General features: G+C 62.2%; 20 protein-coding genes and 1 tRNA gene. 11 read left to right on the forward strand and 10 right to left on the reverse strand.

The window, feature by feature from the left end:
* Positions 1 to 2: 2 nt before the first annotated feature.
* On the forward strand, positions 3 to 569 hold the full coding sequence (gene mobA, locus QP999_RS07350) for a molybdenum cofactor guanylyltransferase (protein ID WP_284847989.1): 567 nt from the start codon (positions 3 to 5) through the stop codon (positions 567 to 569).
* Here mobA and QP999_RS07355 read toward each other — a convergent pair.
* Both QP999_RS07355 and QP999_RS07360 read right to left on the reverse strand, forming a co-directional pair.
* Positions 556 to 1,929, reverse strand: a complete 1,374-nt coding sequence (locus QP999_RS07355; protein ID WP_193634372.1) for a multicopper oxidase domain-containing protein — start codon at positions 1,927 to 1,929, stop codon at positions 556 to 558. The genes mobA and QP999_RS07355 overlap by 14 nt on opposite strands.
* Entirely contained in the window at positions 1,910 to 3,109 is a 1,200-nt protein-coding gene (locus tag QP999_RS07360; RefSeq protein ID WP_070708391.1) for a beta-carotene 15,15'-monooxygenase, read from the reverse strand. Before QP999_RS07360 ends, QP999_RS07355 begins: the two co-directional genes overlap by 20 nt.
* Positions 3,110 to 3,202: 93 nt before the next feature.
* Between QP999_RS07360 and QP999_RS07365 the strand changes: the two genes are divergently transcribed.
* From QP999_RS07365 to QP999_RS07380, 4 genes are read left to right on the forward strand one after another with little or no spacing between them, the layout of a single operon-like run.
* Positions 3,203 to 3,463: a DUF2249 domain-containing protein gene (locus QP999_RS07365; protein WP_070708389.1), complete on the forward strand. Its 261-nt coding sequence runs from the start codon at positions 3,203 to 3,205 to the stop codon at positions 3,461 to 3,463.
* A gap of 22 nt (positions 3,464 to 3,485) precedes the next feature.
* The gene (gene modA, locus QP999_RS07370) at positions 3,486 to 4,208 is read left to right on the forward strand and encodes a molybdate ABC transporter substrate-binding protein (protein WP_070708387.1); all 723 of its coding nucleotides are present in this window, start codon (positions 3,486 to 3,488) and stop codon (positions 4,206 to 4,208) included.
* A 9-nt stretch (positions 4,209 to 4,217) separates the two neighbouring features.
* Positions 4,218 to 5,948 carry an ATP-binding cassette domain-containing protein gene (locus tag QP999_RS07375; protein ID WP_246817363.1) on the forward strand — a complete coding sequence of 577 codons (1,731 nt, stop codon included), beginning with the start codon at positions 4,218 to 4,220 and terminating at the stop codon, positions 5,946 to 5,948.
* A gap of 58 nt (positions 5,949 to 6,006) precedes the next feature.
* The gene (locus tag QP999_RS07380; protein ID WP_046648916.1) at positions 6,007 to 6,705 is read left to right on the forward strand and encodes a helix-turn-helix transcriptional regulator; all 699 of its coding nucleotides are present in this window, start codon (positions 6,007 to 6,009) and stop codon (positions 6,703 to 6,705) included.
* A 5-nt stretch (positions 6,706 to 6,710) separates the two neighbouring features.
* Here the strand turns inward: QP999_RS07380 and thrB are convergent, their stop codons facing one another.
* From thrB to argS, 4 genes are all read right to left on the reverse strand, one after another.
* Positions 6,711 to 7,634, reverse strand: coding sequence for a homoserine kinase (thrB, locus tag QP999_RS07385; protein ID WP_070597084.1), 924 nt, complete (start codon positions 7,632 to 7,634; stop codon positions 6,711 to 6,713).
* A 16-nt stretch (positions 7,635 to 7,650) separates the two neighbouring features.
* Positions 7,651 to 8,973 (reverse strand): homoserine dehydrogenase, encoded by a 1,323-nt coding sequence (locus tag QP999_RS07390; protein WP_070563214.1) that lies wholly within the window; start codon positions 8,971 to 8,973, stop codon positions 7,651 to 7,653.
* Positions 8,974 to 9,124: 151 nt separating this feature from the next.
* Positions 9,125 to 10,462 (reverse strand): diaminopimelate decarboxylase, encoded by a 1,338-nt coding sequence (gene lysA / locus QP999_RS07395; RefSeq protein ID WP_284847990.1) that lies wholly within the window; start codon positions 10,460 to 10,462, stop codon positions 9,125 to 9,127.
* A gap of 12 nt (positions 10,463 to 10,474) precedes the next feature.
* Positions 10,475 to 12,136 carry an arginine--tRNA ligase gene (gene argS / locus QP999_RS07400; RefSeq protein WP_250223778.1) on the reverse strand — a complete coding sequence of 554 codons (1,662 nt, stop codon included), beginning with the start codon at positions 12,134 to 12,136 and terminating at the stop codon, positions 10,475 to 10,477.
* Positions 12,137 to 12,372: 236 nt separating this feature from the next.
* Here argS and QP999_RS07405 point away from each other — a divergent pair, with 236 nt between their 5' ends.
* The 6 genes from QP999_RS07405 (at position 12,373) to QP999_RS07430 (ending at position 19,175) form a co-directional block, all read left to right on the forward strand.
* Positions 12,373 to 14,025, forward strand: coding sequence for an L-lactate permease (locus QP999_RS07405; RefSeq protein ID WP_070562998.1), 1,653 nt, complete (start codon positions 12,373 to 12,375; stop codon positions 14,023 to 14,025).
* Positions 14,026 to 14,349: 324 nt separating this feature from the next.
* Complete coding sequence (locus QP999_RS07410) at positions 14,350 to 15,135, forward strand: (Fe-S)-binding protein (protein WP_070708381.1); 786 nt, start codon at positions 14,350 to 14,352, stop codon at positions 15,133 to 15,135.
* A complete protein-coding gene (locus QP999_RS07415; RefSeq protein ID WP_070684325.1) occupies positions 15,135 to 16,640 on the forward strand; it encodes a LutB/LldF family L-lactate oxidation iron-sulfur protein in 1,506 nt (501 codons plus the stop codon). The genes QP999_RS07410 and QP999_RS07415 overlap by 1 nt, the downstream gene beginning before the upstream one ends.
* Positions 16,637 to 17,266, forward strand: coding sequence for a LutC/YkgG family protein (locus tag QP999_RS07420; protein ID WP_070708379.1), 630 nt, complete (start codon positions 16,637 to 16,639; stop codon positions 17,264 to 17,266). The genes QP999_RS07415 and QP999_RS07420 overlap by 4 nt, the downstream gene beginning before the upstream one ends.
* A gap of 104 nt (positions 17,267 to 17,370) precedes the next feature.
* On the forward strand, positions 17,371 to 18,963 hold the full coding sequence (locus QP999_RS07425) for an alpha/beta hydrolase (protein ID WP_284847991.1): 1,593 nt from the start codon (positions 17,371 to 17,373) through the stop codon (positions 18,961 to 18,963).
* Positions 18,964 to 19,101: 138 nt separating this feature from the next.
* Positions 19,102 to 19,175, forward strand: a tRNA-Arg gene (locus QP999_RS07430).
* Between the two features lie 203 nt (positions 19,176 to 19,378).
* Here the strand turns inward: QP999_RS07430 and QP999_RS07435 are convergent.
* The 4 genes from QP999_RS07435 to QP999_RS07450 form a co-directional block, all read right to left on the reverse strand.
* Complete coding sequence (locus tag QP999_RS07435; protein ID WP_284847992.1) at positions 19,379 to 19,819, reverse strand: hypothetical protein; 441 nt, start codon at positions 19,817 to 19,819, stop codon at positions 19,379 to 19,381.
* 307 nt (positions 19,820 to 20,126) lie between these two features.
* A complete protein-coding gene (locus tag QP999_RS07440) occupies positions 20,127 to 20,333 on the reverse strand; it encodes a hypothetical protein (protein WP_154737117.1) in 207 nt (68 codons plus the stop codon).
* Between the two features lie 182 nt (positions 20,334 to 20,515).
* The gene (locus QP999_RS07445) at positions 20,516 to 20,809 is read right to left on the reverse strand and encodes a molecular chaperone GrpE (RefSeq protein ID WP_070597093.1); all 294 of its coding nucleotides are present in this window, start codon (positions 20,807 to 20,809) and stop codon (positions 20,516 to 20,518) included.
* 66 nt (positions 20,810 to 20,875) lie between these two features.
* Positions 20,876 to 21,385 (reverse strand): MarR family winged helix-turn-helix transcriptional regulator, encoded by a 510-nt coding sequence (locus QP999_RS07450; protein WP_284847993.1) that lies wholly within the window; start codon positions 21,383 to 21,385, stop codon positions 20,876 to 20,878.
* Between the last annotated feature and the right edge of the window lie 23 nt (positions 21,386 to 21,408).

The following is a 21,408-nucleotide window of genomic DNA, read 5'->3' on the forward strand; positions in this document are numbered from 1 at the left end:
CAATGCCAGGTGTCATTGTTTTGGCGGGCGGACGCGGCACACGCATGGGAGGCGTGGACAAGGCAAGTATCACTCTCGCCGGTGAGCGCCTTATCGACCGCCTCCTGCGCCAGCTTCCTTATGGCGCGCCGGTAGCGGTCGTCTCGCCCTATCGTTTGGGCATGCCCCAGGTGTGCGAAAGCCCCCTGTTTGGCGGGCCTGCCGCAGGCATCGCTGCGGGCCATGCCGCGCTGGTCAGCTCCTCAGAGCCCACCACCGCCATCTTTGCCGTCGACGCCCCGGATTCCCCGCGTATCCTGCCTGTCCTAGAACAGGCCTTAGAAAGCTCCGATGCTGATGCCGCAGTGGCTGCCCTCGACGGGAGTCTACAACCGCTGTGTGCGCTGTGGCGTACTAAGGCCCTCACCCGCGCGCTGGAGGAGCTCGGAGATCCACGCAACAAGCCGGCCATGCACTTACTGAGGCTCGCGGGCACCATCACTGAGGTCGAGGCAACGCCCGCGGTGCGCGATATCGACACCTTGGAGGAATTACGTCTACGGCGCGAGCGCCTTGCTACTCAACGATAATCTGGCCGTGCTGGCCCTTCTCCGCGTTCGTCATGAGGTGGTTGACAAAGGAGTAGGTCCCCGGCTCGTTGAAGGTCATCTCCACGAATCCGCCCTGGGCCGGTAGAAGGTCCAGCGCCTGGGAACCGGAATCCTTCGCGCCCTTAATCAGGTAGGCGCCTTCCTTGTACACGGTGTCGAACTGCTCGCCCACGACGTGGAAGCTCAACGGCAGATCCGGGCCGAGGTTGACCACCCAGATGCGCACGGTATCGCCCACCTTGGCGCGCAGCGGGGCAACATCATACTGGTTGGGATAGTAATTGAAGGCCGTGAGGTCATAGTCGCCGTCGCTGACGCGCTGCGCATCCGCCCCCTCTGCTTCTTTGCCCGCGGAGGCCAAGAAGACCTCGTTTGACGTCATGACATACTCCGCATCAACGTCTGCCAGGGCATCTTCACCGCGCGGATCAATGATGACCGCGCCCGCCATACCGTTGGCAATGTGCAGGCTCATCGGCATGGTGGAGCAGTGATACATCCAGATACCTGCCCGGTGAGCCACGAATTCATAGGTCAACGATTCGCCCGGCTGGATCGTCTTCATGTTCTCATCCGGGTTGACCTCACCGGCGTGAAAGTCCACCGAGTGCCCCATCGAGCCCTCATTCTTGATGGTGATGCGGAACTTATCCCCTACCTTGCCGCGCAAGGTAGGCCCGGGTGCTTGCCCGTTGAAAAGCCACCGGGTTTGGCGCACGCCTGGGGCAACCTCGACTTCTTCCTCGGTCATCGCCCACGTTTCCTCATGGAGGTCCCCTTCGGCGGGGGCAAGGGAGGCATCAAAAGCCTTAAAGTTCTCGCGGGCTGCCATGCGCTCGGCGGCCGAGGGCACCGTCGCCGGTGCGCCGGCGGAGCCGGTGCTTTCCGACGCCCCCGCATGATCATGCTCACCGGATGCTGACTCGCCGACGTTGACCATGAATGTCATGCCCTGCATCTTGTGCCCGGCGATCGTGCAATAGCCTTCCACGGACTCCTCGATGATTCCAGCATCGAGCTGCACCGTTTCGCCCGGTTCCACCCGGCCCGTCTCCTCGCGCCCAATCTTCAGGTCATGAACCTGGTCACCGGTGTTGGTGAAATTCACTACGAGGTGACTGCCCGCTGCCACGTCAATGGAGGACGGCACAAAGGCCATGCCGTCCACGGAGACGTCAACAGTCACGGCGTCGGCGGATGCCACCGTAGCTGGGTCCTGTTTGCCTGTGGTCGAGTTGAACACAGCCAGTCCAATGACAGCGAGGAGCGCGACGATGATGATGAGCCAGGACGCCCACTTCTTTTCGGAATGCTCCTTCTTAACGGGCACGCTTGACATGAACTTCTCCTTGAGATGATGCGACGGCCCATGCCAGGGCCGCACTATTGGCGATGAGTCCTAGCCACATCATGATAAGCCCGGCCACAGACACACCGGCAATGCCGAGGAGGCTGAGCACACCGCCCACGTTAATGAGCCCTACTCGCAGGAACCCGGCAATATGCCCGTGCGCGGGACGGGCCGCCCCGGCCAGGATGGGCAGCATGTGATGGAGCACCCCGGTGACCAGCTGCAGCAGGCCGGCACCAAGAAACACCGGCATGAGCAGTAACGTCACCGCGCGTGGGTAGGCCCCTGCGATGGTGGCCGCGGCGTCACCGGCGCAGAGCGCCACCATCCACACCAGCCCCGCCATCGCGGACACACTAGCCGTGGTCTTGTCGCCACCAAGTGCACCGGCCAGCACTGGCTGGATGATGAGTACGGCAGCAAGCACGGTGAGCAGCTGCGCCATGCCGGCAGCGCGGGTGAGCCCGGAGGCGTCGGCAAGCATGGCCACCCCCAGCCCCACGCAATGCACGGTCAAAGCCCGGCTGCACCGCGCCCGAGCAACCGCTGAGATGGGGGTTCGGGTCAACGTGGGCAGCAGCGTGATGACCGTGCCCAGGATGGTAAGCAGGCCGAAGCCCCACACCATCCCGCGTGAGTGCGCGGCCACCAACAGCGAGTAATTCCCTACCCCGTGCGCAGCCAGAATGACCAGTAGCACCGAGAACACCATGAAGCAGGCCGCCGCCAGATAAAAAGGCACGGTCACGGCGAAAGAACCAGATAAAGAGCCCCGGAGCGTGGTCCACAGCGCCCACAGGTGCCACGCAACGGCAGCGATGACCAGTGCCGAGCCACTATCTGAGAGCACGCCCCAGTCATAGCCCGCGCGATCAACAAGGAGAAGAACTAGCCCCACCTGAACCAGCCCTACCCGCGCGCCCACCCCGCGGAAACCGGCAGCCGGAGTGCGGGTGAGCGCCTCCGTGAAGTGGGTACTGAATACGAGGATCGCGGTGGTCAGCGCGCCGAGGGTAAATGGGTGGATGAGGTCCCACCACACGACGGGTGCTCCCCAAAAACTTGCCACGGTGATTCCCACGCCGACCGTGATCCAGAACGCGACGAGGCTAAAGGCAAGGGTGTGCCAGCGCCGGCGCGAAGCCAGGGAGACATCACGCAGAGACATATCTGACATACTTATTTGCACGGATATAATCGTAGTAAATTAGTTGCACGGGCAGCAACGCCCGCCGCCCTAGAACTCGAAAGGAATCCATCAATGAACTTGCCGCTTGTCGACGCCTCCAAGGGCCGCGACATTCCCACCCTTAACGCGTCCGAAATCCCTCATGCAGTGCGTCACGGCGCCGTCCATGGAGCCTTGGGCACCCTCAACGTGGGCGAATCCATGATTCTCATTGCTCCACACGACCCGCTTCCGTTGCTCACAGAGGTGGACCAGCGCGAAGAATCCTTCGACCGTGAATACCTCAAGAAGGAACCAAAGGAAGTTCACATTAAATTCACGCGAACCGCGTAAAGATGCCGTAACGTAACTGACCATGCGCCGCTTGAAAATTGCTGTCTCTGTTCTCGCCGCCGCGCTGACAGTGGCCGGCTGCACCTCGAGCTCCGACGAGCCGTTGCAGGTATTTGCCGCGTCCTCCACGCGCGTGCTTAATGACGACCTCTCCGGCGCATCCGAAGCCCCGCTGGCGTTCAACAACGGCGGCTCTTCCGCCCTAGTTCAGCAAATCAATGAAGGCGCTCCCGCAGATCTGCTCCTCACGGCTTCCCGGGAGACCATGGATGATGCGACTGCTCAGGGCACCGTCGACACCCCCGTGACCCTAGCCAGCAACGTCATGGTCATGGTCGTGCCGAAGGGCAATCCCTTGGGACTGCGCTCCGCGGCCGACCTAGAACCCTCTGCACGCCTCGTGCTCTGCGACCCAAGCGTGCCCTGCGGCGCCATCTCCACGCGCATCATGGAGGCCAACAACTGGGACCTGCACGCTTCCTCCCTGGAGGGACAGGTAGCTGACGTCCTGGGTAAGGTCGCCTCCGGTGAGGCGGACGCCGGATGGGTCTATTCCACCGATGCCGCTGCTAGTGAGGACGTCGAGGCCATCCCGCTGGACCACGCGGAAGACTTCCGCAATGAGATCATGGGCGCGGTGGTAACTGATTCACCCCGGCACGACGAAGCCCAGGATGTCCTCAACCTCCTCGATTCGGATTTTGACAGCACCTGGGAAAAATACGGTTTCACCCCGGTGGACTAAGTGTCACGCGTGATTTTGCGCGAACAGCGCCCGCGGACAACGTGGCCGGTCATCGCCGCCGGCGTGCTCGCTGCGGTCTACATCCTTGCCCCGGTGCTCGCCCTCGGGGTGCGAGTGCCCTGGCCGAAGCTCGCCGACACGCTGAGCGCTCCGGCGACCCATGACCTTCTCCGCGTCAGCCTTTCCGCGGCGGCGTTGTCTACCTTGCTGTCCACGATCCTGGGCACCTGTCTGGCTCTGTGGCTCCAGCAGCTGCGCCGCGTGTCTCACCTTGTGCGGCTGGTGGTCTACCTCCCTTTGGCCATGCCTCCCGTGGTGGGCGGGTTGGCGCTCACCGCACTGCTCGGGCGCCGCGGACTGCTTGGCCCGGTTTTAGAGCAGGCTGGGCTGCACGTGTCTTTCGCCTTTCCCGGTGTTGTGGCAGCTCACTTATTCGTCACCCTGCCCTTCGTGGTGGTGGCGGTAGATTCTGCGCTGCGGCAGCTCGACCCCGAAGTCGTGGCCAGCGCGCGGGGCATTGGCCTGAGCACAGGAACCATCCTTCGGCGCATCATCCTGCCCGCTATCCTCCCTGCCGTGTTCACCGGCGGTGCTCTGGCGTTCGCTCGCTCGCTGGGTGAATTCGGAACGACGATCACCTTCGCCGGATCCCTGCCCGGTTCTACTCGGACCATGCCCAGCGGCATCTACCTTGAGCGCGAGGTCAGCGCGGACAATGCCTATGCGCTGTCGGCCGTATTGATCGGGATAGCCATCCTCACGCTCACCGCGGCCGGAATGCCTCTGCTGCTGCGCCGCCGCCGCGAGCAAGCTGTGCGCGCTTTGCAGCCCATGGACACGGCTAAGCTCCGCACGATGACCTCCCCACAGGTTTCTCCCCGCGATCTCGTCGTCACGATTGGTACCACCACCACGTCGTTCCGTGGCGGGCGGGTGACCGCTGTGGTTGGCCCCAACGGGGCTGGCAAGACCACGTTGATGCGTTTCATTAGCGGGCGCTTACAGGGAGCCCAGACAAATGCCGAGCGTGTGGTCATGCTCTCCCAGGACCCCGGGCTGCCTCCCACCGCCACCGTGGAACAAGCTTTGACCATGGTGACCAAGGATGGACAAAGGACCCAGGAGTTGCTGAACGCAGCTGGATTGCAGGAGCTGGGCCATGTTGACGAGCTTTCCGGCGGGCAGGCCGCGCAGGTTGCCCTCCTGCGCGCGCTTGCGGCGCGCCCAGAGGTCTTGGTCGTGGACGAGCCTTTTGCCGCCATGGACGTAGAATCCGCCGCCCGGTGGCGCCACCTTTTGCGCCTCTCAGCGGCCGACCGCACCACCATCATTGTCACCCACAACCGCGTGGACCTCACCACGCTGGCGGACGACATCGCTGTAATGGAAGCCGGCGAGGTCATCTCCCTAGGGCCCGTGTCCCTGCTGTTGGAGCAGCCCACCACTCACTTCATGGCGGAGCTATCAGGCGTCAATCTGCTACGGGGCAGCCTCCGCGATGGGGTGTTCACTCCTGCTCGCAGCGGTGACCACTGGGCGGCCTTCCCCCAGAGCGCACTAAACTTCGACAGCACCGGTGCGCTGAGCGCCACAATTCTTGCTGACTTGGGCAGCTCAACCCTGGTGGAGATCGATGGCCAACGGGTGACTCTAGACCAACCGGCACGCAGCAAGGCCCCCGGTGAGGTTGTGCCTGTGTTCCTCGATTCCGCTGCTTTAAGGCTTTATGCACTGAAATAGGGGAAGAGATGCGAGCGGATGTAAGATCCTCGTAGCGTTGTCCAAGGAGAGGCCGTTTATGTCTACGTCATCTGCGCATAGCCCGCGCTCGTCTACTGAGCTTTTTCCCGACACGATGAAGCTCTCCCCCAAGCAGAGCGAGGTACTCTCAACCCTGCAGACATTCCCGCAAGGAGCACGCGCCGCCGAGATTGCACAGGAACTGGGGATGCACGTTAACACCGCGCGCGGCCACCTAGATGAGCTCGTTAACGCCGGCGCGGTGCGGGTAGTTACCGCCCCAGCGCACGGGCGTGGGCGCCCCTCCCTGATCTTCCAAGTACGGGTACCCGACAACCGTTCGGTGGCGGAGGAATACGTCACGCTGATTAGCGTCCTGGTCACAGCGCTGGCGGATAAAGAGCAGCTCAATGACTTTTCATCCGAGCAAGCGCGAGAGATCGGCCGCGCGTGGGCTAAAGCCACGGCCAACAGCCGCGGTGCTGAGGCGCTGGCACCGCTCTACCGGACGATGCGCGATATGGGTTTTGACCCGGTAACCTCGGTGGAGCAATTCGCCGAAGAAGGCCGCACCACAGTGCAATTACACGCCTGTCCGTTCGTCACGGCCGGAATTCAGCCCTCCCCCTTCGTCTGCGCCATCCATGATGGCTACCTAGATCAAGCGGCTGCCGATTCAGGCGGGCGGCTTAGCCTGAAGCTCATTCCTAAAGCCGGAAACGGCGTGTGCCGAATCGACGTGGAAGAGAGCAGCTAGCTAGGCTAACCGCGCTCGACGGTGACCGGCCCGGCGACCTCCAGCTCCAGCACGCGCAGGTTCTGCCCGCGGGCATCATCGAGGATCTCCTCCTCGATGGGCTCGGTGTGCAGGACCATGACGGTGGGGCCAGCGCCGGAGAGATAGGCGGCGTAGCCGCGGTTGCGCAAGCGGTTCACCCACTCCGCGGTGACCGGCAGGACATCAGCGCGATAGGGCTGGTGCAGGCGGTCGCGGGTACCCTCCCACAGCAGGTCCGGGTAGGTGGTCAGCGCCGCCACGTTTACTGCAGTGCGGGAGACGTTGAAGGCGGCATCGGCATGCGTGACGTGCGAGGGCAGCACGCGGCGCACGGCCTGCGTCGACGCATGAAAGTCCGGTACCAAGGCCGTGGCCTTAATGCTCGGGTGCACGTCCAAGGTCGCGGCACGGTACTCCGGCAGCGAGCGGCCGTCGACAGGCACGGTGGTCCAAGAGACCACGGCGTTGCCCAACACAGAGGCAGCTGCGTTATCCGGATGCCCTTCGAACGCCGAGGACAGCTGCACAACCTGCTGTTCCGAAAGCGGGAATCCCGCTAGGCCATTGCCCGCGGCCACGCCGGCCACCGCGGCGGACGCCGAGGAGCCCAGGCCACGGGACTGCGGGATGTTGTTCGTGCACACCACGCGCAGGCCGGAGACTTCTACGTCGGCAGCCTTCAGCGCTGAGCGGATGGCCTTGACAACGAGGTGGGAGCCATCGCGCGGCAGCTCGTCTGCGCCCTCGCCGAAGATCTCCACCTCCAGGCCGGAGCGGGTAACTTCCACCTCCACGGTGTCGTAGAGACTCAGCGCAATACCCAGGGTGTCGTAGCCCGGGCCCAGGTTGGCCGAGGATGCCGGGACCTGGACGGTGACCTTGGTGCCTACTTCGATATCGATACTCATTGTTCTCTCTGAGTCCCTATACGCCCAGACGAATGACGGAGTGTACGGCCTTGACCTCATCGAGCTCGCCGAGGGCTGCGACGATCTCCTCGAGCACCGCTTCCTTCGCTGCGTGGGTCACCACGATGAGGCGAGCGGTGGCATCGCCGTCCTCCTGGCGCACGGTGCGCAGTGACACCCCGTGGCGGGCAAAGACACCGGAGATGGCAGAAAGCACGCCGGTGCGGTCTTCAACTTCCATGTCGACGTGATAACGAGTTTCCACTTCTCCGAACTCCGCAATAGGTAGGTTGGCGTAGGTGTTCTCCCCCGGCGCTTGGCCGCCGTGGACAATGTTGCGTGCCGCGCCGATGACGTCACCCAGCACAGCCGAAGCCGTCGGGTTGCCGCCGGCACCGTTGCCGTAGAACATCAGGGAACCGGCGGCCTCCGCCTCGACGAAGATGGCATTGTAGGACTGGCTAACCGACGCCAACGGGTGATCCTTCGGGACCAAAGTCGGGTGCACGCGGGCATTGACGGATTCCGCGCCGGTCTCCTCATCAACCAAGCGCTCACAAATAGCGAGCAGCTTGATGGAATAACCGGCTTGGTTGGCGGCCGCGATATCGTCCGCGGTGATCTTGGAAATGCCCTCGCAATAGACGTCGTTGAAGGTCAGGCGGGTGTAGAAGCCAAGGGAAGCCAGGATGGCGGCCTTGGAGGCGGCGTCGTGGCCCTCCACGTCCGCGGTGGGATCGGCCTCGGCGTAGCCCAGGCGGGTGGCCTCAGCCAGCGCGTCCTCGTAGGAGGCGCCGGTGGTCTCCATGGCGTCCAAGATAAAATTGGTGGTTCCGTTTACGATTCCGGAGATGCGCTGGATCTTGTCACCGGCCAGGGAACGGCGCAGCATGCCGACGACCGGGATGGCGGCGGCCACCGCAGCCTCGAAATAGAGGTCGACGTCAGCGCGCTCAGCAGCCTCCGCCAGCTCATCCGCGTGCGCGGCCACGAGGGCCTTGTTGGCGGTGACCACGGATTTACCGGCATTAAGGGCGGCGAGGACGAGCTCGCGCGGGAAGTCAATGCCGCCGATAACCTCGACGACGAGGTCGATATCATCGCGCAGGACGAGCGCCTTAGCGTCGTCCGTCAGCAGCTCCTTCGGCACGCCCGGACGAAGCTTGTTCTTGTTGTGCACGGCTACGCCGCGGATCTCCACCGGGCCGCCGATGCGGTGCGCAAAAGCGTCCGCATTCTCCTGTACGAGGCGGAAAACCTCGGCGCCTACGGTGCCAAACCCAAGCAGCGCAATACCTACTGGTTCGCCTTCGGGCTTCTTGCTACGGTTCGTCGTCATGGTGTCCCTTTGTTGATGTTGCGTGTGATTCTTACGTGCTAGCCCATCACTATACAGAACGAGCTGTCTATTTCTATACAAAATGGCCGGCACTGGGCGCGACCGGCCATGTCATAGTGAATAAAATACGGTGAGCTGTGACAACGCCGCGCTAATCGACGTCCAACGCCAGCAAGTCCTCCACCGTCTCCCGGCGCAGCATGAGCTGGGCCTTGCCGTCGCGCACGGACACAACCGCCGGGCGCAAAGCGCCGTTATAACGCGAAGCCATCATGTACTGATAGGCGCCGGTGGTGGCGAAGGCGAGGAGATCACCGGTGGTGATATCCGAGGGGAAACGGCGCTCGTTGACCAGGATGTCGCCAGATTCGCAGTGGAAGCCCACTATGCGTGAATCCACCGGCTCACCCTGGGTGCGGCGGTTAACCACGCGCACGTCGTACTCAGAGCCATAAAGCGCTGGGCGGATGTTATCGGACATGCCGCCGTCCACGGAGAGGTAGCGGCGCATCGGCAGATCCGCCTTGCCGGTTTCTACGTCCTTGACCGTGCCCACGCGGTACACGGTGACCGCAGAGGCACCCACCAGGGAGCGGCCGGGTTCCACCAGCACGAAGGGCGGCGTGATGTCGAGCTCGGTGGCGGTGCGTTCCACGGCGTCGAGCAGATCCTTGGCCAGCGTGGCGACGTCGAGCGCTTCCTCGTATTCCATGTAGGGAATGCCGAAGCCGCCGCCCAAGTCCAGCTCCTCGAGGGCAACGCCGAGCTCGCAGTGGATGCGCTTGTACAGGCTGAGCACGCGCTCGGCGGCCAGCTTGAAACCATCAGCATTAAACACCGAAGACCCCACGTGGCAGTGCAGGCCCACAAGCTTAAGGTTGGCGGATTCCAGCACCTTCTGCGCGGCGTTGAAGGCGGCACCGGTGGACAGGGAAATGCCGAACTTCTGATCCTCGTGCGCCGTGGCGATGAACTCGTGGGTATGTGCATCCACGCCGGGCTTCACGCGGATCATCACTGGCTGCACGCGGTCGGCGGACGCCGCGATGCTATTGAGGCGCGAGAGCTCCTCCTCGTTGTCGAGGACGACGTGCCCGATACCTTTATCCACGCACAGCTGCAGGTACTCGTCTTCCTTGTTGTTGCCGTGGGCGGTCATGCGCTCCGCCGGGAAACCTGCGGCCAGCGCCAGCTTGGCCTCATTGAGGGAGGCCACGTCGAGGCACAGGCCCTCCTCATCTACCCAGCGCACGATGCGCTTGGTGATGAAGGCCTTGGAGGCATAGTGCACGTGGTCGGGCCCGCCGAAGGCTTGGGCCATATCCCGGCAGCGCGAGCGGAAGTCCTGCTCGTCGAAGACGTAGAGCGGGGTGCCATATTCTGCGGCCAACTCGGTCAGAGCCACACCGCCAATCGAGACCACACCATTAGAGTCTCGAGCGGCGTTGCGCGGCCACACGTGGGCCGGAAGAGAATTGAAATCAGTCATCGATACCTTTTCTTACATCTTCTCCGGCGCGCTGACCCCGACCATGGTCAAGGCATTCGCCATGACCTGGCGGGTGGCTGCAGCCAGGGCAAGGCGTGCGGAGTGGATCGGCTCGGTCTCTTCGCCTGCCTTCGGCAGCACCTGGCACTGGTCATAGAAACGGTGGAACACGGCAGCGAGCTCCTCGGCATAACGCGCGATGCGGTGCGGTTCACGCAGCGTGGCGGCGGTGGCCACAACCTCGGGGAACTCGCCCAGGGTGCGGATAAGGTCGCCTTCCTTGTCGTGGGTGAGGAGGTCGAGGGGGGCGTCGCCAAGCGCGGCAGTGTCGAAGCCCAGGTCCGTGGCCTTGCGCAGGATCGAGCAGATGCGGGCGTGGCCATACTGCACGTAGTAGACCGGGTTATCGGACGACTGGGAGGCCCACAGGCCCAAGTCAATGTCCAGGCTGGAGTCCACGGAGGAGCGCACCAGCGAGTAGCGCGCGCCGTCGACGCCGATGGCCTCGACGAGGTCATCCAAGGTGATAACGGTACCCGCGCGCTTGGACATCTTGACCGCCTTACCGTCGCGGACCAGATTCACCATCTGGCCGATGAGCACCTCAACGGCCTCCGGGTCATAACCCAAAGCCTGGGCCGAGGCGCGCAGGCGGGCGATGTAACCGTGGTGGTCAGCGCCGAGCATGTAGATGGCCAGGTCGTGGCCACGGTCGAATTTATCGGCCACATAAGCGATGTCGCCGGCGATGTAGGCAGCATTGCCATCGGACTTGATGACCACGCGGTCCTTATCGTCGCCGTATTCGGTGGACTTCAGCCACCACGCCCCCTCGGCTTCGTAGAGTTTGCCGTTGTCCTTGAGCGTCTGGATAGCCTTCTCCACGGCACCGGATTCGAAGAGGGAATTCTCGTGGAAGTACACGTCGAAGTCCACGCCGAATTCGTGGAGGGATTCCTTGATCTGGGCAAACATCATCTCCACGCCGTCAGCGCGGAAGTTCTCCTGGACCTCGGCATCGCTGCCCTCGAGAGCCTGCGGGTTCTTCTCCACTACCGCCTGCGCGATGTCCTTAATGTAGTCGCCGCCGTAGCCATCCTCCGGGGTGGGCTCGCCCTTGGCCGCGGCCACGAGGGAGCGAGCAAAACGGTCGATCTGTCCGCCGTGATCATTGAAGTAGTACTCGCGGGTCACGTCCGCGCCGGAGGCCTCGAGCACGCGGCCGAGTGAGTCCCCCACGGCGGCCCAACGGGTACCACCCAGGTGGATGGGACCAGTCGGGTTCGCGGAGACGAACTCCAGGTTGATCTTCTTGCCCTGGTAGGTGGAATTGCTGCCGAACTCTGAGCCGGCGTTAAGAACCTGCGCCACGATGGCACCTTGTGCGGCGGCAGCGAGGCGAATGTTGAGGAATCCCGGGCCCGCGATGGACGCTTCATCGATGGCGTCGTTGCCTGCGAGGGCATCGGCAAGCCACTGCGCCAACTCGCGCGGCTGGGCGCCAGCCTTCTTAGCCACCTGGAGGGCCAGGTTAGTGGCGTAATCGCCGTGCTCCGGGTTGCGTGGGCGCTCCACGGTCACGGTCTCTGGCAGGACTGAGGCGTCTAGCTCATGCTCGGTGAGCACGGCGGCAGCGGTGTTCTTGATCAGGACGGAAAGATCTTCAGGATTCATAGGGCCAAAGTCTATCGTCCCCGCCGCTGGGAGGCACTATCAGGTCGCGGACGTTAGCAAGGTCACCCACCCCCGTAGTGTGAATCCGGCGACACAAGCACTCGCATGGTTTTACCCTAAACTTGATATCTGAACCGATTTATTCTTTCGCCTCTCTCGCCCGGCCGAAACTTGTGGTGCCACACCGCGGGGACCACCGCAGGGACGCCGGCGGGACTCAACCTGAAGTGAGCGTTATGTCTACATTCACAATCACCACCGACGCCATCGCTGGCAACGTCGGGCTTACCGCGCTGGTGTCCACGCTGCCGCTCATCGCGTTCTTCATCATGCTCCTGGGGATCAAGGCCCGCGCCCACACCTCGGGTGCGGTAGCGCTTCTCGTAGCGGTTCTCATCGCCATTTTCGGCATGGGCATGCCAACCGGCATGGCTTTGTCCTCCGCGGTGCGCGGCGGGCTCTTCGGCCTCTTCCCCATCGTCTGGGTGATCATCACCGCCATCTGGTTCTACGAAGTGACCGTGGCTTCCGGACGATTCAATGACCTGCGCAAGACCTTTGACTTGCTGGGCGATGGCGATATCCGCATCCAGGCCATCCTCATCGCCTTCTGCTTCGGCGGCCTGCTGGAGGCCCTCGCCGGCTTCGGCGCCCCCGTGGCGATTACGGCGACCATGATCCTGGCCTTGGGTGTTAAGCCGCTCAAGGCGGCCACCACGGTGCTCATTGCCAACACCGCGCCCGTGGCCTTCGGCGCGGTGGGCATCCCAGTCACCACCGCGGGCTCGGTCGGCGGGCGCACCGCCGAGCAGACCGCTGACATCGCCGCGTTGATTTCCCTCCAGGTCCTGCTCATTGCCGCCGTCGTGCCTTTCTTCATCCTCTTTATCCTTGACGGCATGCGCGGTGTTAAGGAGGCCGGCCCCGCCGCGGCCGTCATCGGCATCTCCTTCGCCATTGCCCAGTGGGCCGCGGCTACCTTCTTCGCCTACCAGCTCACCAACGTCGTGGCCTGCATCGTCTCCCTCGGCGCGGGCTTCATCTTCCTGCGTGTGTGGAAGCCCAAGGGTGTCGACAGCCTGCGCGAGCGCATGGAGCTGCCCGCCCAGGAGGAGGTCACGGATCTCAACAGCAGCCGCATTTGGATGGCCCTGCTGCCCTATGCCGTGGTCACCGCTGTCTTCGCCATCGCCACCGCATGGCCGGCCATCTTCGGCTTCCTCCAGGTCAACGTTGCCTGGCCGCTTCTCGACGGCACCGTCTTCGACGCCGAAGGCCACGCCATGGACACCGCCTTCACGTTCAACGTGCTGGGCAACCCGGGAACCCTACTGCTGATTTCCGGCATCATCGTGGCCCTTATCTACATGACCTTCAACGAGAACGGCCGCTACAAGCTGGACGCCTCCGCGCCGCTGACCAAGTTCGGCGAGGTTGTCTCCCGCATGAAGTTCTCCGCGCTGACCATCATCCTGGTCCTCGCACTGGCCTACACCATGAACTACTCCGGCCAAACCATCTCCATCGGCCAGTTCGTGGCTTCTGTCGGCGGCATCTTCGCGCTCTTCTCCCCCGTCCTGGGCTGGATCGGCACCGCCGTCACCGGCTCGGATACCTCCGCCAACGCACTCTTTGCCAACCTGCAGGTCACCGCCGCCGAGCGCATCGGCGTCAATCCGGACCTCATGCTGGCCGCCAATACCTCCGGTGGCGTTGTGGGCAAGATGATCTCCCCGCAGTCACTGGCCATCGCCGCCACCGCCGTGCAGATGGAGGGCGAGGAATCCCGCATCTTCAAGGCGGTCGTGGGCTACTCCGTGGCCTTCCTCGCCGTCGTGTGCGTCATCGTCTTCCTCATGACCAACGTGCTGGGCTTCTTGGTCCCCTAAAAGGGTTTAGCCATAAAGTTCTACACCACTAACTACCCCCAGATTCGGGCGTCTTCATCGCCCAGTCTGGGGGTTGCCTCATATCGGCCGCGACCGCTGCGACCATCACCGCACGTTAGGAATTTCACAACATTAGTGTTGCGATAAAAAGCCAGGTAGGAGGGGTAATCCTGTGTCGATAATGTGAGTTTTGGGCGGTAGGCTTAAAGGTACACACTCGAAAAATGCCCAGTGCGGCTGTCCTGGTAGCGCGCATCCGAGCACAACTCCGCTGTGCACAGCACGGGACAAGCCACATGGAGGCAGATTAAGGAGCGCTCACAAATGCGAATAGCATTGTTTTCCACCTGCATCGGTGATTCACTCTTCCCCGATGCACACAAGGCCACGGCCCTCATTCTCTCCCGCTTAGGACATGAGGTGGTCTTCCCGGAGCAGCAGACCTGCTGCGGCCAGATGCACATTAACACCGGCTACCAGGAGCAGACCTTGGGCATGATCCGCACTTACGCGGATGCCTTTGCGGATCCGTCCATCGATTACGTCGTCTCCGCCTCCGGCTCCTGTGTAGGGGCCGTGCGCGAGCAGCACGAGATGATTGCAAACCGCTTCGGCACTTCCGCCGATGTGGACGGCGCCAAGAAGGCCGCCGGCAAGACCCTGGACTTGCCGGAGTTTCTTGTCGACGTCGCCGGTGTCACCAACGTCGGTGCCTTCTTCCCCCACCGCGTGACCTACCACCCTTCGTGCCACGGCCTGCGCTTCCTCAAACTGGGTGACCGCCCCTACCAGCTTCTTAAGGAGGTCGAAGGAATCGACCTCGTCCAGCTGCCTAATGCCGAAGAGTGCTGTGGTTTTGGCGGCACCTTCGCCCTCAAGAACGCCGAGGTTTCTGCAGCGATGGTCGGTGACAAGACCCGCCACATCCGTGAAACCGAGGCCGAATATATTACCGGCGGTGACTCCTCCTGCCTGATGAACATTGGAGGCGCTCTGGCTCGCCAGCGCTCCGGTGTTCGCGCTATCCACCTGGCGGAAATCCTCGCCTCCACCAAGGAACACCCGTGGACTCCCACCTCCGCGGCCTACTCCAAGGAGAAGATGCTCTAATGACTTCCTTCCTCGACACCACCCCTCCCCGCGCCCCAGAAGGCTACGGCAACCTGCGCGGTTCGAAGGCGTTCGTGCCGCTGGCACACGTTGGCCTCAATAACGCCACCCAGCGCCGCAACCTGCACCACGCCACCACCACCATTCGCAACAAGCGCCAGCACGCCGTGGAGGAGACCCCGGACTGGGAGCAGCTTCGCGACGCCGGTTCCGCCCTCAAGGATGACGTTGCTGTCCGCATGGGCGAACTGCTAGTCCAGTTCGAAGAGCAGGTAACCAAGCGCGGCGGCATTGTCCACTGGGCACGCGATGCCAAAGAGGCCAACAAGATCATTGAGGGCCTTATCCGCGAAACCGGTGAGACCGACGTGGTCAAGATCAAGTCCATGGCCACCCAGGAGATCGCGCTCAACGAGCACCTGGAAGAGGTCGGTATCCACGCCCAGGAGACTGACCTGGCGGAGCTCATCGTCCAGCTGGGCGAGGATAAGCCTTCCCACATTCTGGTCCCGGCCATCCACCGCAACCGCGCGGAGATTCGGGACATCTTTGTCAACAAGATGCCGAACACCGATGACTCCCTCAAGGCCGAGCCGGCGGAGTTGGCTGAGGCTTCCCGTAGCTTCCTGCGCGAGCAGTTCATGAAGGCCAAGGTCGCCATCTCCGGCGCTAACTTTGGTGTGGCAGAAACCGGCACTATCAACATCGTGGAATCCGAGGGCAACGGCCGCATGTGCCTGACCCTGCCGGAGACCCTCATTACCGTGATGGGCATTGAGAAGCTGGTCCCGACCTTCCAGGACCTCGAGGTCTTCCTGCAGCTGCTGCCGCGCTCCTCCACTGCTGAGCGTATGAACCCGTACACCTCGATGTGGTCCGGTGTGACTGAAGGTGACGGCCCGCAGAACTTCCACATCGTGCTTCTGGACAATGGCCGCACCGCAGCCCTGTCCTCCCCCAAGGGCCACGAAGCACTCAAGTGCATTCGCTGCTCTGCCTGCCTGAACGTCTGCCCGGTCTACGAGCGCGCCGGCGGACACGCCTACGGCTCTGTCTACCCGGGCCCAATTGGCATCTCCCTGACGCCGCAGTTGACTGGTATGAAGGACCACAACGATCCGTCGGCAAGCTTGCCCTATGCCTGCTCCCTGTGTGGCCGTTGCGACGAGGTATGCCCGGTGCGCATCCCCCTCTCCCAGGTCATTCTGGAAAACCGCTACCAGAAGGTCACTAACGCCACCCCGCCGGTGGAGGAAAAGCTCTTCCAAGTCGTGGAGCTGGTGTGGAAGAACCCGAAGATCTGGAACCAGATCACCCACATGGTGGCGCTCGGCCGTGTCCTCGGTGGCTTCAACGGAGTCATCGACAAGCTACCGCTGTTCATGTCCGGTTGGTCCGAGGTACGCGATACTGCCGTTCCTCCGAAGAAGTCCTTCCGCCAATGGTTCAACTCTGACGAAGCTCAAGAACTCCTCGCCCAAGCCAAGAAGGAGGGCATCAAGTGACCACCGCCAAAGAGGAAATCCTCAACCGCATTGCCGCCGCCCAAAAGCAGGCCGGTTTGCCGGACCACGTAGACATCCCGCGCGAATACCAGAAGGAAGGCACGCTCAACTCCGACGAGCTGCGCGAGATGCTTGTAGACCGCCTCGAGGACTACAAGGCTGATGTGCACGTCACCGATGAGTCCGGCCTGAACTCCACCCTCGTGGACATCCTCAAGGAGCGCGGCTGCTCGAATGTCGTCTACGCCCCCGGCATGGACGCTGGGCTTCTCGCCGGCTTCGAGGGCACCATCACCCCTGATGACAATGCCAAGGACCCGCGTGAGCTCGACGCCGTCGACGCCGTGGTGACCGAATCCCACGTCACCTCCGCGCAGACCGGCACCATCGTGCTCGAATCCAACGAGACGTGCGGCCGCCGCGCGCTGACCTTGGTGCCGGACCGTCACGTGTGCATCGTGCGCAAGGACCAGATTGTCTACGGCGTCCCAGAAATGGTCTCCCGCATCAACCCTGAGCGCCCGGCAACGTGGATCTCGGGACCGTCCGCTACCTCGGATATTGAGCTCTCCCGCGTGGAGGGTGTCCACGGCCCGCGCGATCTCATTGTGGTGATTGTTAAGTAGTGAGGCTTTCGGGGGCACCCGCCCTGTATGAGAGCTCGGCTCACATCACCCCTGACGCATAGGATAAGGCTCGTACCAATTTACGATTTTAGGAGCCTTGTTCTATGCGTCTTTCTCGCGTTTTAGGTTCGGTTCTAGGACCTGTAGCCATCGCCGCTGGCTTGGTTGCGGCACCTGCCGTTGCTCACGCTGACCAGCCCGTCATCAACTGGGGGCCGTGCCCAGAAGGGGTCACCGAGGAGCGCGCCGAATGCGGCCACGTGACCGTGCCGAAGTACTACGACGCACCAGACAAGGGCACCATCGACGTCGGTTTCATCCGCCTCAAGGCCACGGGCGAGCGTCAAGGCACTCTGTTCACCAACCCGGGCGGTCCAGGCGGTGACGCGTATAGCTGGGTCAACTTCGCTGCCTGGCCTGAGGAAGTCAAACAAGGCTACGACATCATCGGCGTTCAACCGCGTGGTTTGCGCGAGTCTGCACAGGTGAACTGCTCGTCAACTGAGGCGGGCGGAAACCCTCTAGAACAGCTGACAAAGATCGGCTCCATTACCCGCGACGACTGTGAGAAGAACACTCCGGGCTACACCGATTCCCTGACCACGGAGAACACCGCCAAGGACTGGGATGTCGTGCGCCAGGCGCTTGGTGAGGAGAAGATCAACATCTTCGGCCTCTCCTACGGCACCTTCTTGGGGTCCACGTACTCCACGCTCTATCCGGAGCACACCGACAAGGTCGTGCTGGACTCCGGAATGAACCCCAACATGGCGTGGAACCAGATTTTCGCTTCTCAGCAGGCTGGTTATGAGAATGCTCTGCATGACTTCTTTAGCTATGTGGCGAAGAACGACGCCACCTACCACGCCGGCACGACACCGCTGAAGGCCTACGAGCGCTGGTCTCAGATTGTGGCCGCGGAGGCGGGCGTGCGCCCCACCGTGCTTCCTCCGAACGCTCAGATTGGTGACCTCCCGCCGGGGCTCGAGTTTGCCGGCCAGCCCGGCGCCAATGTCATGACTGCGACCGGTGAGCTGCGCGTACAGGCAGAGCACCTCGCGGGCAAGGTCCAGAACCCGCAGGCTGTTCAGGCCACTTCGCCGACGCTCACCGCTACCCGTGACCTCCTTCCCCGCCCGGAGTCGTGGGACTCCCTAGCCAAGCACATTGGCGGCGTCGAAGCCATCAACTTTGAGGAGCAGGCCGCACAACAGGGCGAGCAGGACCCGCAAAAGGTCCAGCAAGAGATTCTCAACTCCATGAGCATGCAGAACATCATCATGTGCAATGAGAACACTGCGCCGACGGATCCGGCCTTCATACCGGCCTTCCTCTGGTCTAACTATGTCACGGTTGACCCGTTCTCACTGTTCAACGCGATGTATGCCTCCGGCGCCGGTTGCTCCGGCCGCGCACCGATCACTACCCCGATTGCCGTTTCTGGTGACAAGCTGCAGACCAAGCCACTGCAGCTGCAGGCTACCGGTGACCCGCAGACCCCGTATGCCTTCTACCGCGGCCTGTCTGACCCGATGCAGTCCCGCGTGGTGACCGTCCACGGCCCGGGTCACGGCCACTTCGCGGTGGGCAACAAGGCTGTCGACCAGATTGTGGTTGACTACCTGCGCACTGGCGAGGTCCACACCGCGGATGCCCCGGGCTTCTTTGACCAGCCCCAGGAACAGCCGGCCCAGTAAGCGCCCCAGCGAAAAACTCGAAGCAGTGGCTACTCCGGCCGCTGCTTCTTTCCCACCACACCCCCATCGGCGCTAGGCCAATTACTGCGCTTCAGTCTTTATAGGTTAGAATCGCATCGTTGGCATTTCGCCAGCAATGCCCTTGTAGCTCAGCGGATTAGAGCATCGGTTTCCGGTACCGAAGGTCGCAGGTTCGAGTCCTGTCAGGGGCACTTTTTCATGCCCGCCTACCCCGAATCGGCCAGTACGCCCCGGCCCACTTTTTACGACGCCACGTTTGCGGGTGGGCGGCTTGTCTCATTTTGCATCTCCCCAGACCTGAAACCCGCAACCTGCAGGGTGGGCGTCGTCAAGCGCCCTCCGGCACCAAGCCACTCACTTGGAAGTATCGGGATCGAGGTCTGGGGATATGGAACTAGTGCAAGCGCGCCTTAATATCCACAACCACTTCTTCCGGGTTCTTCGCCGAAGCAATGAGAGAACTCCGGCCACATTCAATGCGCACCGTCGGCCCAGAGACGATATAGGCTGGTGCGCCATCGACGATGCGCGGGCCCGCACCTTCTTTAAGCCCCGTCTCCGGACCGATACTCACCCCGGTGATCTCGCGCAGGGGAATTCTCTTTGTGAAGACGCCAAAGACGGACACCGCAACCTCGCCATCGTTGACGGCGATCTTCACCCGCATCAAAAGGCAGGCCACGGTTGCAATGATGACCAGGGCACCAAATAGGATTGCTGCCCACGTGGAATCAATCATCGTGGGCACCACCGCTGCCACAACGGCAAGGCCAACGACTATTCCCATCCACAGGAGCGGACCGTTGAGATAGCGAATGTAGATGCGAGAGTCCATGGAGTTCAGGCTATCGGATTAACGCTCTCTCGGACGAATACGCCCTTCGCGCTCACCGAAAGGACGGGCGGCGGCTGCTCATGGAACGACGGTGAGCGCGAAGGGCGTAGGAGTCATCATGCCTCGAGACATCGCACTCGGAGATTAATTCTCAGGCTTAGCAGTGGCTCAAGCCGCCTGATGGATCCACGTCACGAGTTAGAGAGATGAGCCTGGTGATAAAGATGAGGCCCCAGCAGACAATTCTGCTGGGGCTTAAAGTCAAGCTACTCGCTTCTGCCGAACGGCAGCAAGGGAGCGAAACAGGTTACTGGGTGATGTACTGGTTGACGATCGGCTGGGTGATGTCCAAGGTGCCGTGCTCGATGTAGTACATGCCGAACATCATGGCGCCCAGCATCACCACGGAGAGAAGCATGGAGGGAATCCACTGAACGAAGACGGATACCCAGCCGTCAGCCTTGTCACGTGCAGCTGCTTCGCGCTGTTCCTGAGCCAAATCGCGCTCGACCATTATGTTTTGTCCTTTCACTTAGCTCCCCTAGCCAGATGGCGCTCTCGCTCAAGCTGCCTCTGAAAAGCGCGGGGATGCTCGCCCTTTAACACAGAGTATCTTAGCAGTTTAAACAGAACCGCCCGTAGTTAAACCCAGTAAATTTAGCCGCCATCCACCTTTAGTATGACACCGACTGTGGGCTAGACCCCAGGATCTTCGTTGTTGTTGAGCGCTTCGACGAATCCCTCGCGGTCTTGGAACATACGCTCAATATCCTCATCCGCGCCGATAATCCACAGCTGCGAGGCGTCATCGAAGGTCAGCGCGCCCTCCGGGTGCTGCTCGAGGGCCGCCTCAAGCGCGGTGGCTTGTTCCTCGGAGAGCTCATCCAGATCATCGACCGGGCCGACTTGAGCGCTGAGCTCTTTCAGCGGAGTAATGTCGTACGTAGCGTACTGGCGCTCGGGATGCTCAAACAGTTCTTGTCCCATCATGGTGCGGACAGATCACCTCCAGGTGAGTAAACGGTCGAAAACTAACACTACCCGTACGAAGCACAACTAGTCGGTGTGAATACCCAAGCGCTCATCCGGCACGAAGCCGTCATATCCCGGAAGGTTGCTTTCTGAAAGGACGCCCTCGCAGAAACGCAGGACCACCGGAGCGTCGGCAGGATCGAGGTGATCAAAAACCATGCGGCGCACGGACTCGACGTGCTCAGGTACCGCCGCCTCTAGACGCTCCCGGCCGGACTTCGTCATGACGACCTCCACGCCACGCGCATCGCCCGCACACTTTTCCTTGCGCACCAAACCCCGTTTTTCCATACGGGTGATTTGGTGGGAGGCGCGGGAGCGGTCCCACTCCAACTCCGTGCATAATTCGCGCAGGCGCCGCGTGTGCTCGGGTGCTTCCGAAAGAGAAACAAGCACCGAAAACTCCGCGGCCGAGATATCGCCGCAGGCCAACAGGGTTTCCTCCATACCGCGATTGATCTTGCGAATGCTAGCTAGAATGTGGCGCCACAGGTTCTGTTCGCTTTCGGTGAGCCATCGAGTGTCCGCTGTCATGGCTCATACCCTACACTCCGGGA

The sequence above is a fragment of the Corynebacterium sp. MSK004 genome (assembly GCF_030232515.1).
In the GTDB taxonomy this organism is placed as follows: domain Bacteria; phylum Actinomycetota; class Actinomycetes; order Mycobacteriales; family Mycobacteriaceae; genus Corynebacterium; species Corynebacterium hesseae.

Coding starts and splice junctions, on each gene's coding strand:
- thrB (WP_070597084.1), bottom strand. CDS start 7,634: ATGAGTATCGATATCGAAGTAGGCACCAAGGTCACCGTCCAGGTCCCG.
- QP999_RS07390 (WP_070563214.1), bottom strand. CDS start 8,973: ATGACGACGAACCGTAGCAAGAAGCCCGAAGGCGAACCAGTAGGTATT.
- QP999_RS07450 (WP_284847993.1), bottom strand. CDS start 21,385: ATGACAGCGGACACTCGATGGCTCACCGAAAGCGAACAGAACCTGTGG.
- argS (WP_250223778.1), bottom strand. CDS start 12,136: ATGAATCCTGAAGATCTTTCCGTCCTGATCAAGAACACCGCTGCCGCC.
- QP999_RS07445 (WP_070597093.1), bottom strand. CDS start 20,809: ATGATGGGACAAGAACTGTTTGAGCATCCCGAGCGCCAGTACGCTACG.
- QP999_RS07365 (WP_070708389.1), top strand. CDS start 3,203: ATGAACTTGCCGCTTGTCGACGCCTCCAAGGGCCGCGACATTCCCACC.
- QP999_RS07425 (WP_284847991.1), top strand. CDS start 17,371: ATGCGTCTTTCTCGCGTTTTAGGTTCGGTTCTAGGACCTGTAGCCATC.
- QP999_RS07435 (WP_284847992.1), bottom strand. CDS start 19,819: ATGGACTCTCGCATCTACATTCGCTATCTCAACGGTCCGCTCCTGTGG.
- QP999_RS07440 (WP_154737117.1), bottom strand. CDS start 20,333: ATGGTCGAGCGCGATTTGGCTCAGGAACAGCGCGAAGCAGCTGCACGT.
- QP999_RS07410 (WP_070708381.1), top strand. CDS start 14,350: ATGCGAATAGCATTGTTTTCCACCTGCATCGGTGATTCACTCTTCCCC.
- QP999_RS07405 (WP_070562998.1), top strand. CDS start 12,373: ATGTCTACATTCACAATCACCACCGACGCCATCGCTGGCAACGTCGGG.
- QP999_RS07360 (WP_070708391.1), bottom strand. CDS start 3,109: ATGTCTCTGCGTGATGTCTCCCTGGCTTCGCGCCGGCGCTGGCACACC.
- lysA (WP_284847990.1), bottom strand. CDS start 10,462: ATGACTGATTTCAATTCTCTTCCGGCCCACGTGTGGCCGCGCAACGCC.
- modA (WP_070708387.1), top strand. CDS start 3,486: ATGCGCCGCTTGAAAATTGCTGTCTCTGTTCTCGCCGCCGCGCTGACA.
- QP999_RS07380 (WP_046648916.1), top strand. CDS start 6,007: ATGTCTACGTCATCTGCGCATAGCCCGCGCTCGTCTACTGAGCTTTTT.
- mobA (WP_284847989.1), top strand. CDS start 3: ATGCCAGGTGTCATTGTTTTGGCGGGCGGACGCGGCACACGCATGGGA.
- QP999_RS07415 (WP_070684325.1), top strand. CDS start 15,135: ATGACTTCCTTCCTCGACACCACCCCTCCCCGCGCCCCAGAAGGCTAC.
- QP999_RS07355 (WP_193634372.1), bottom strand. CDS start 1,929: ATGTCAAGCGTGCCCGTTAAGAAGGAGCATTCCGAAAAGAAGTGGGCG.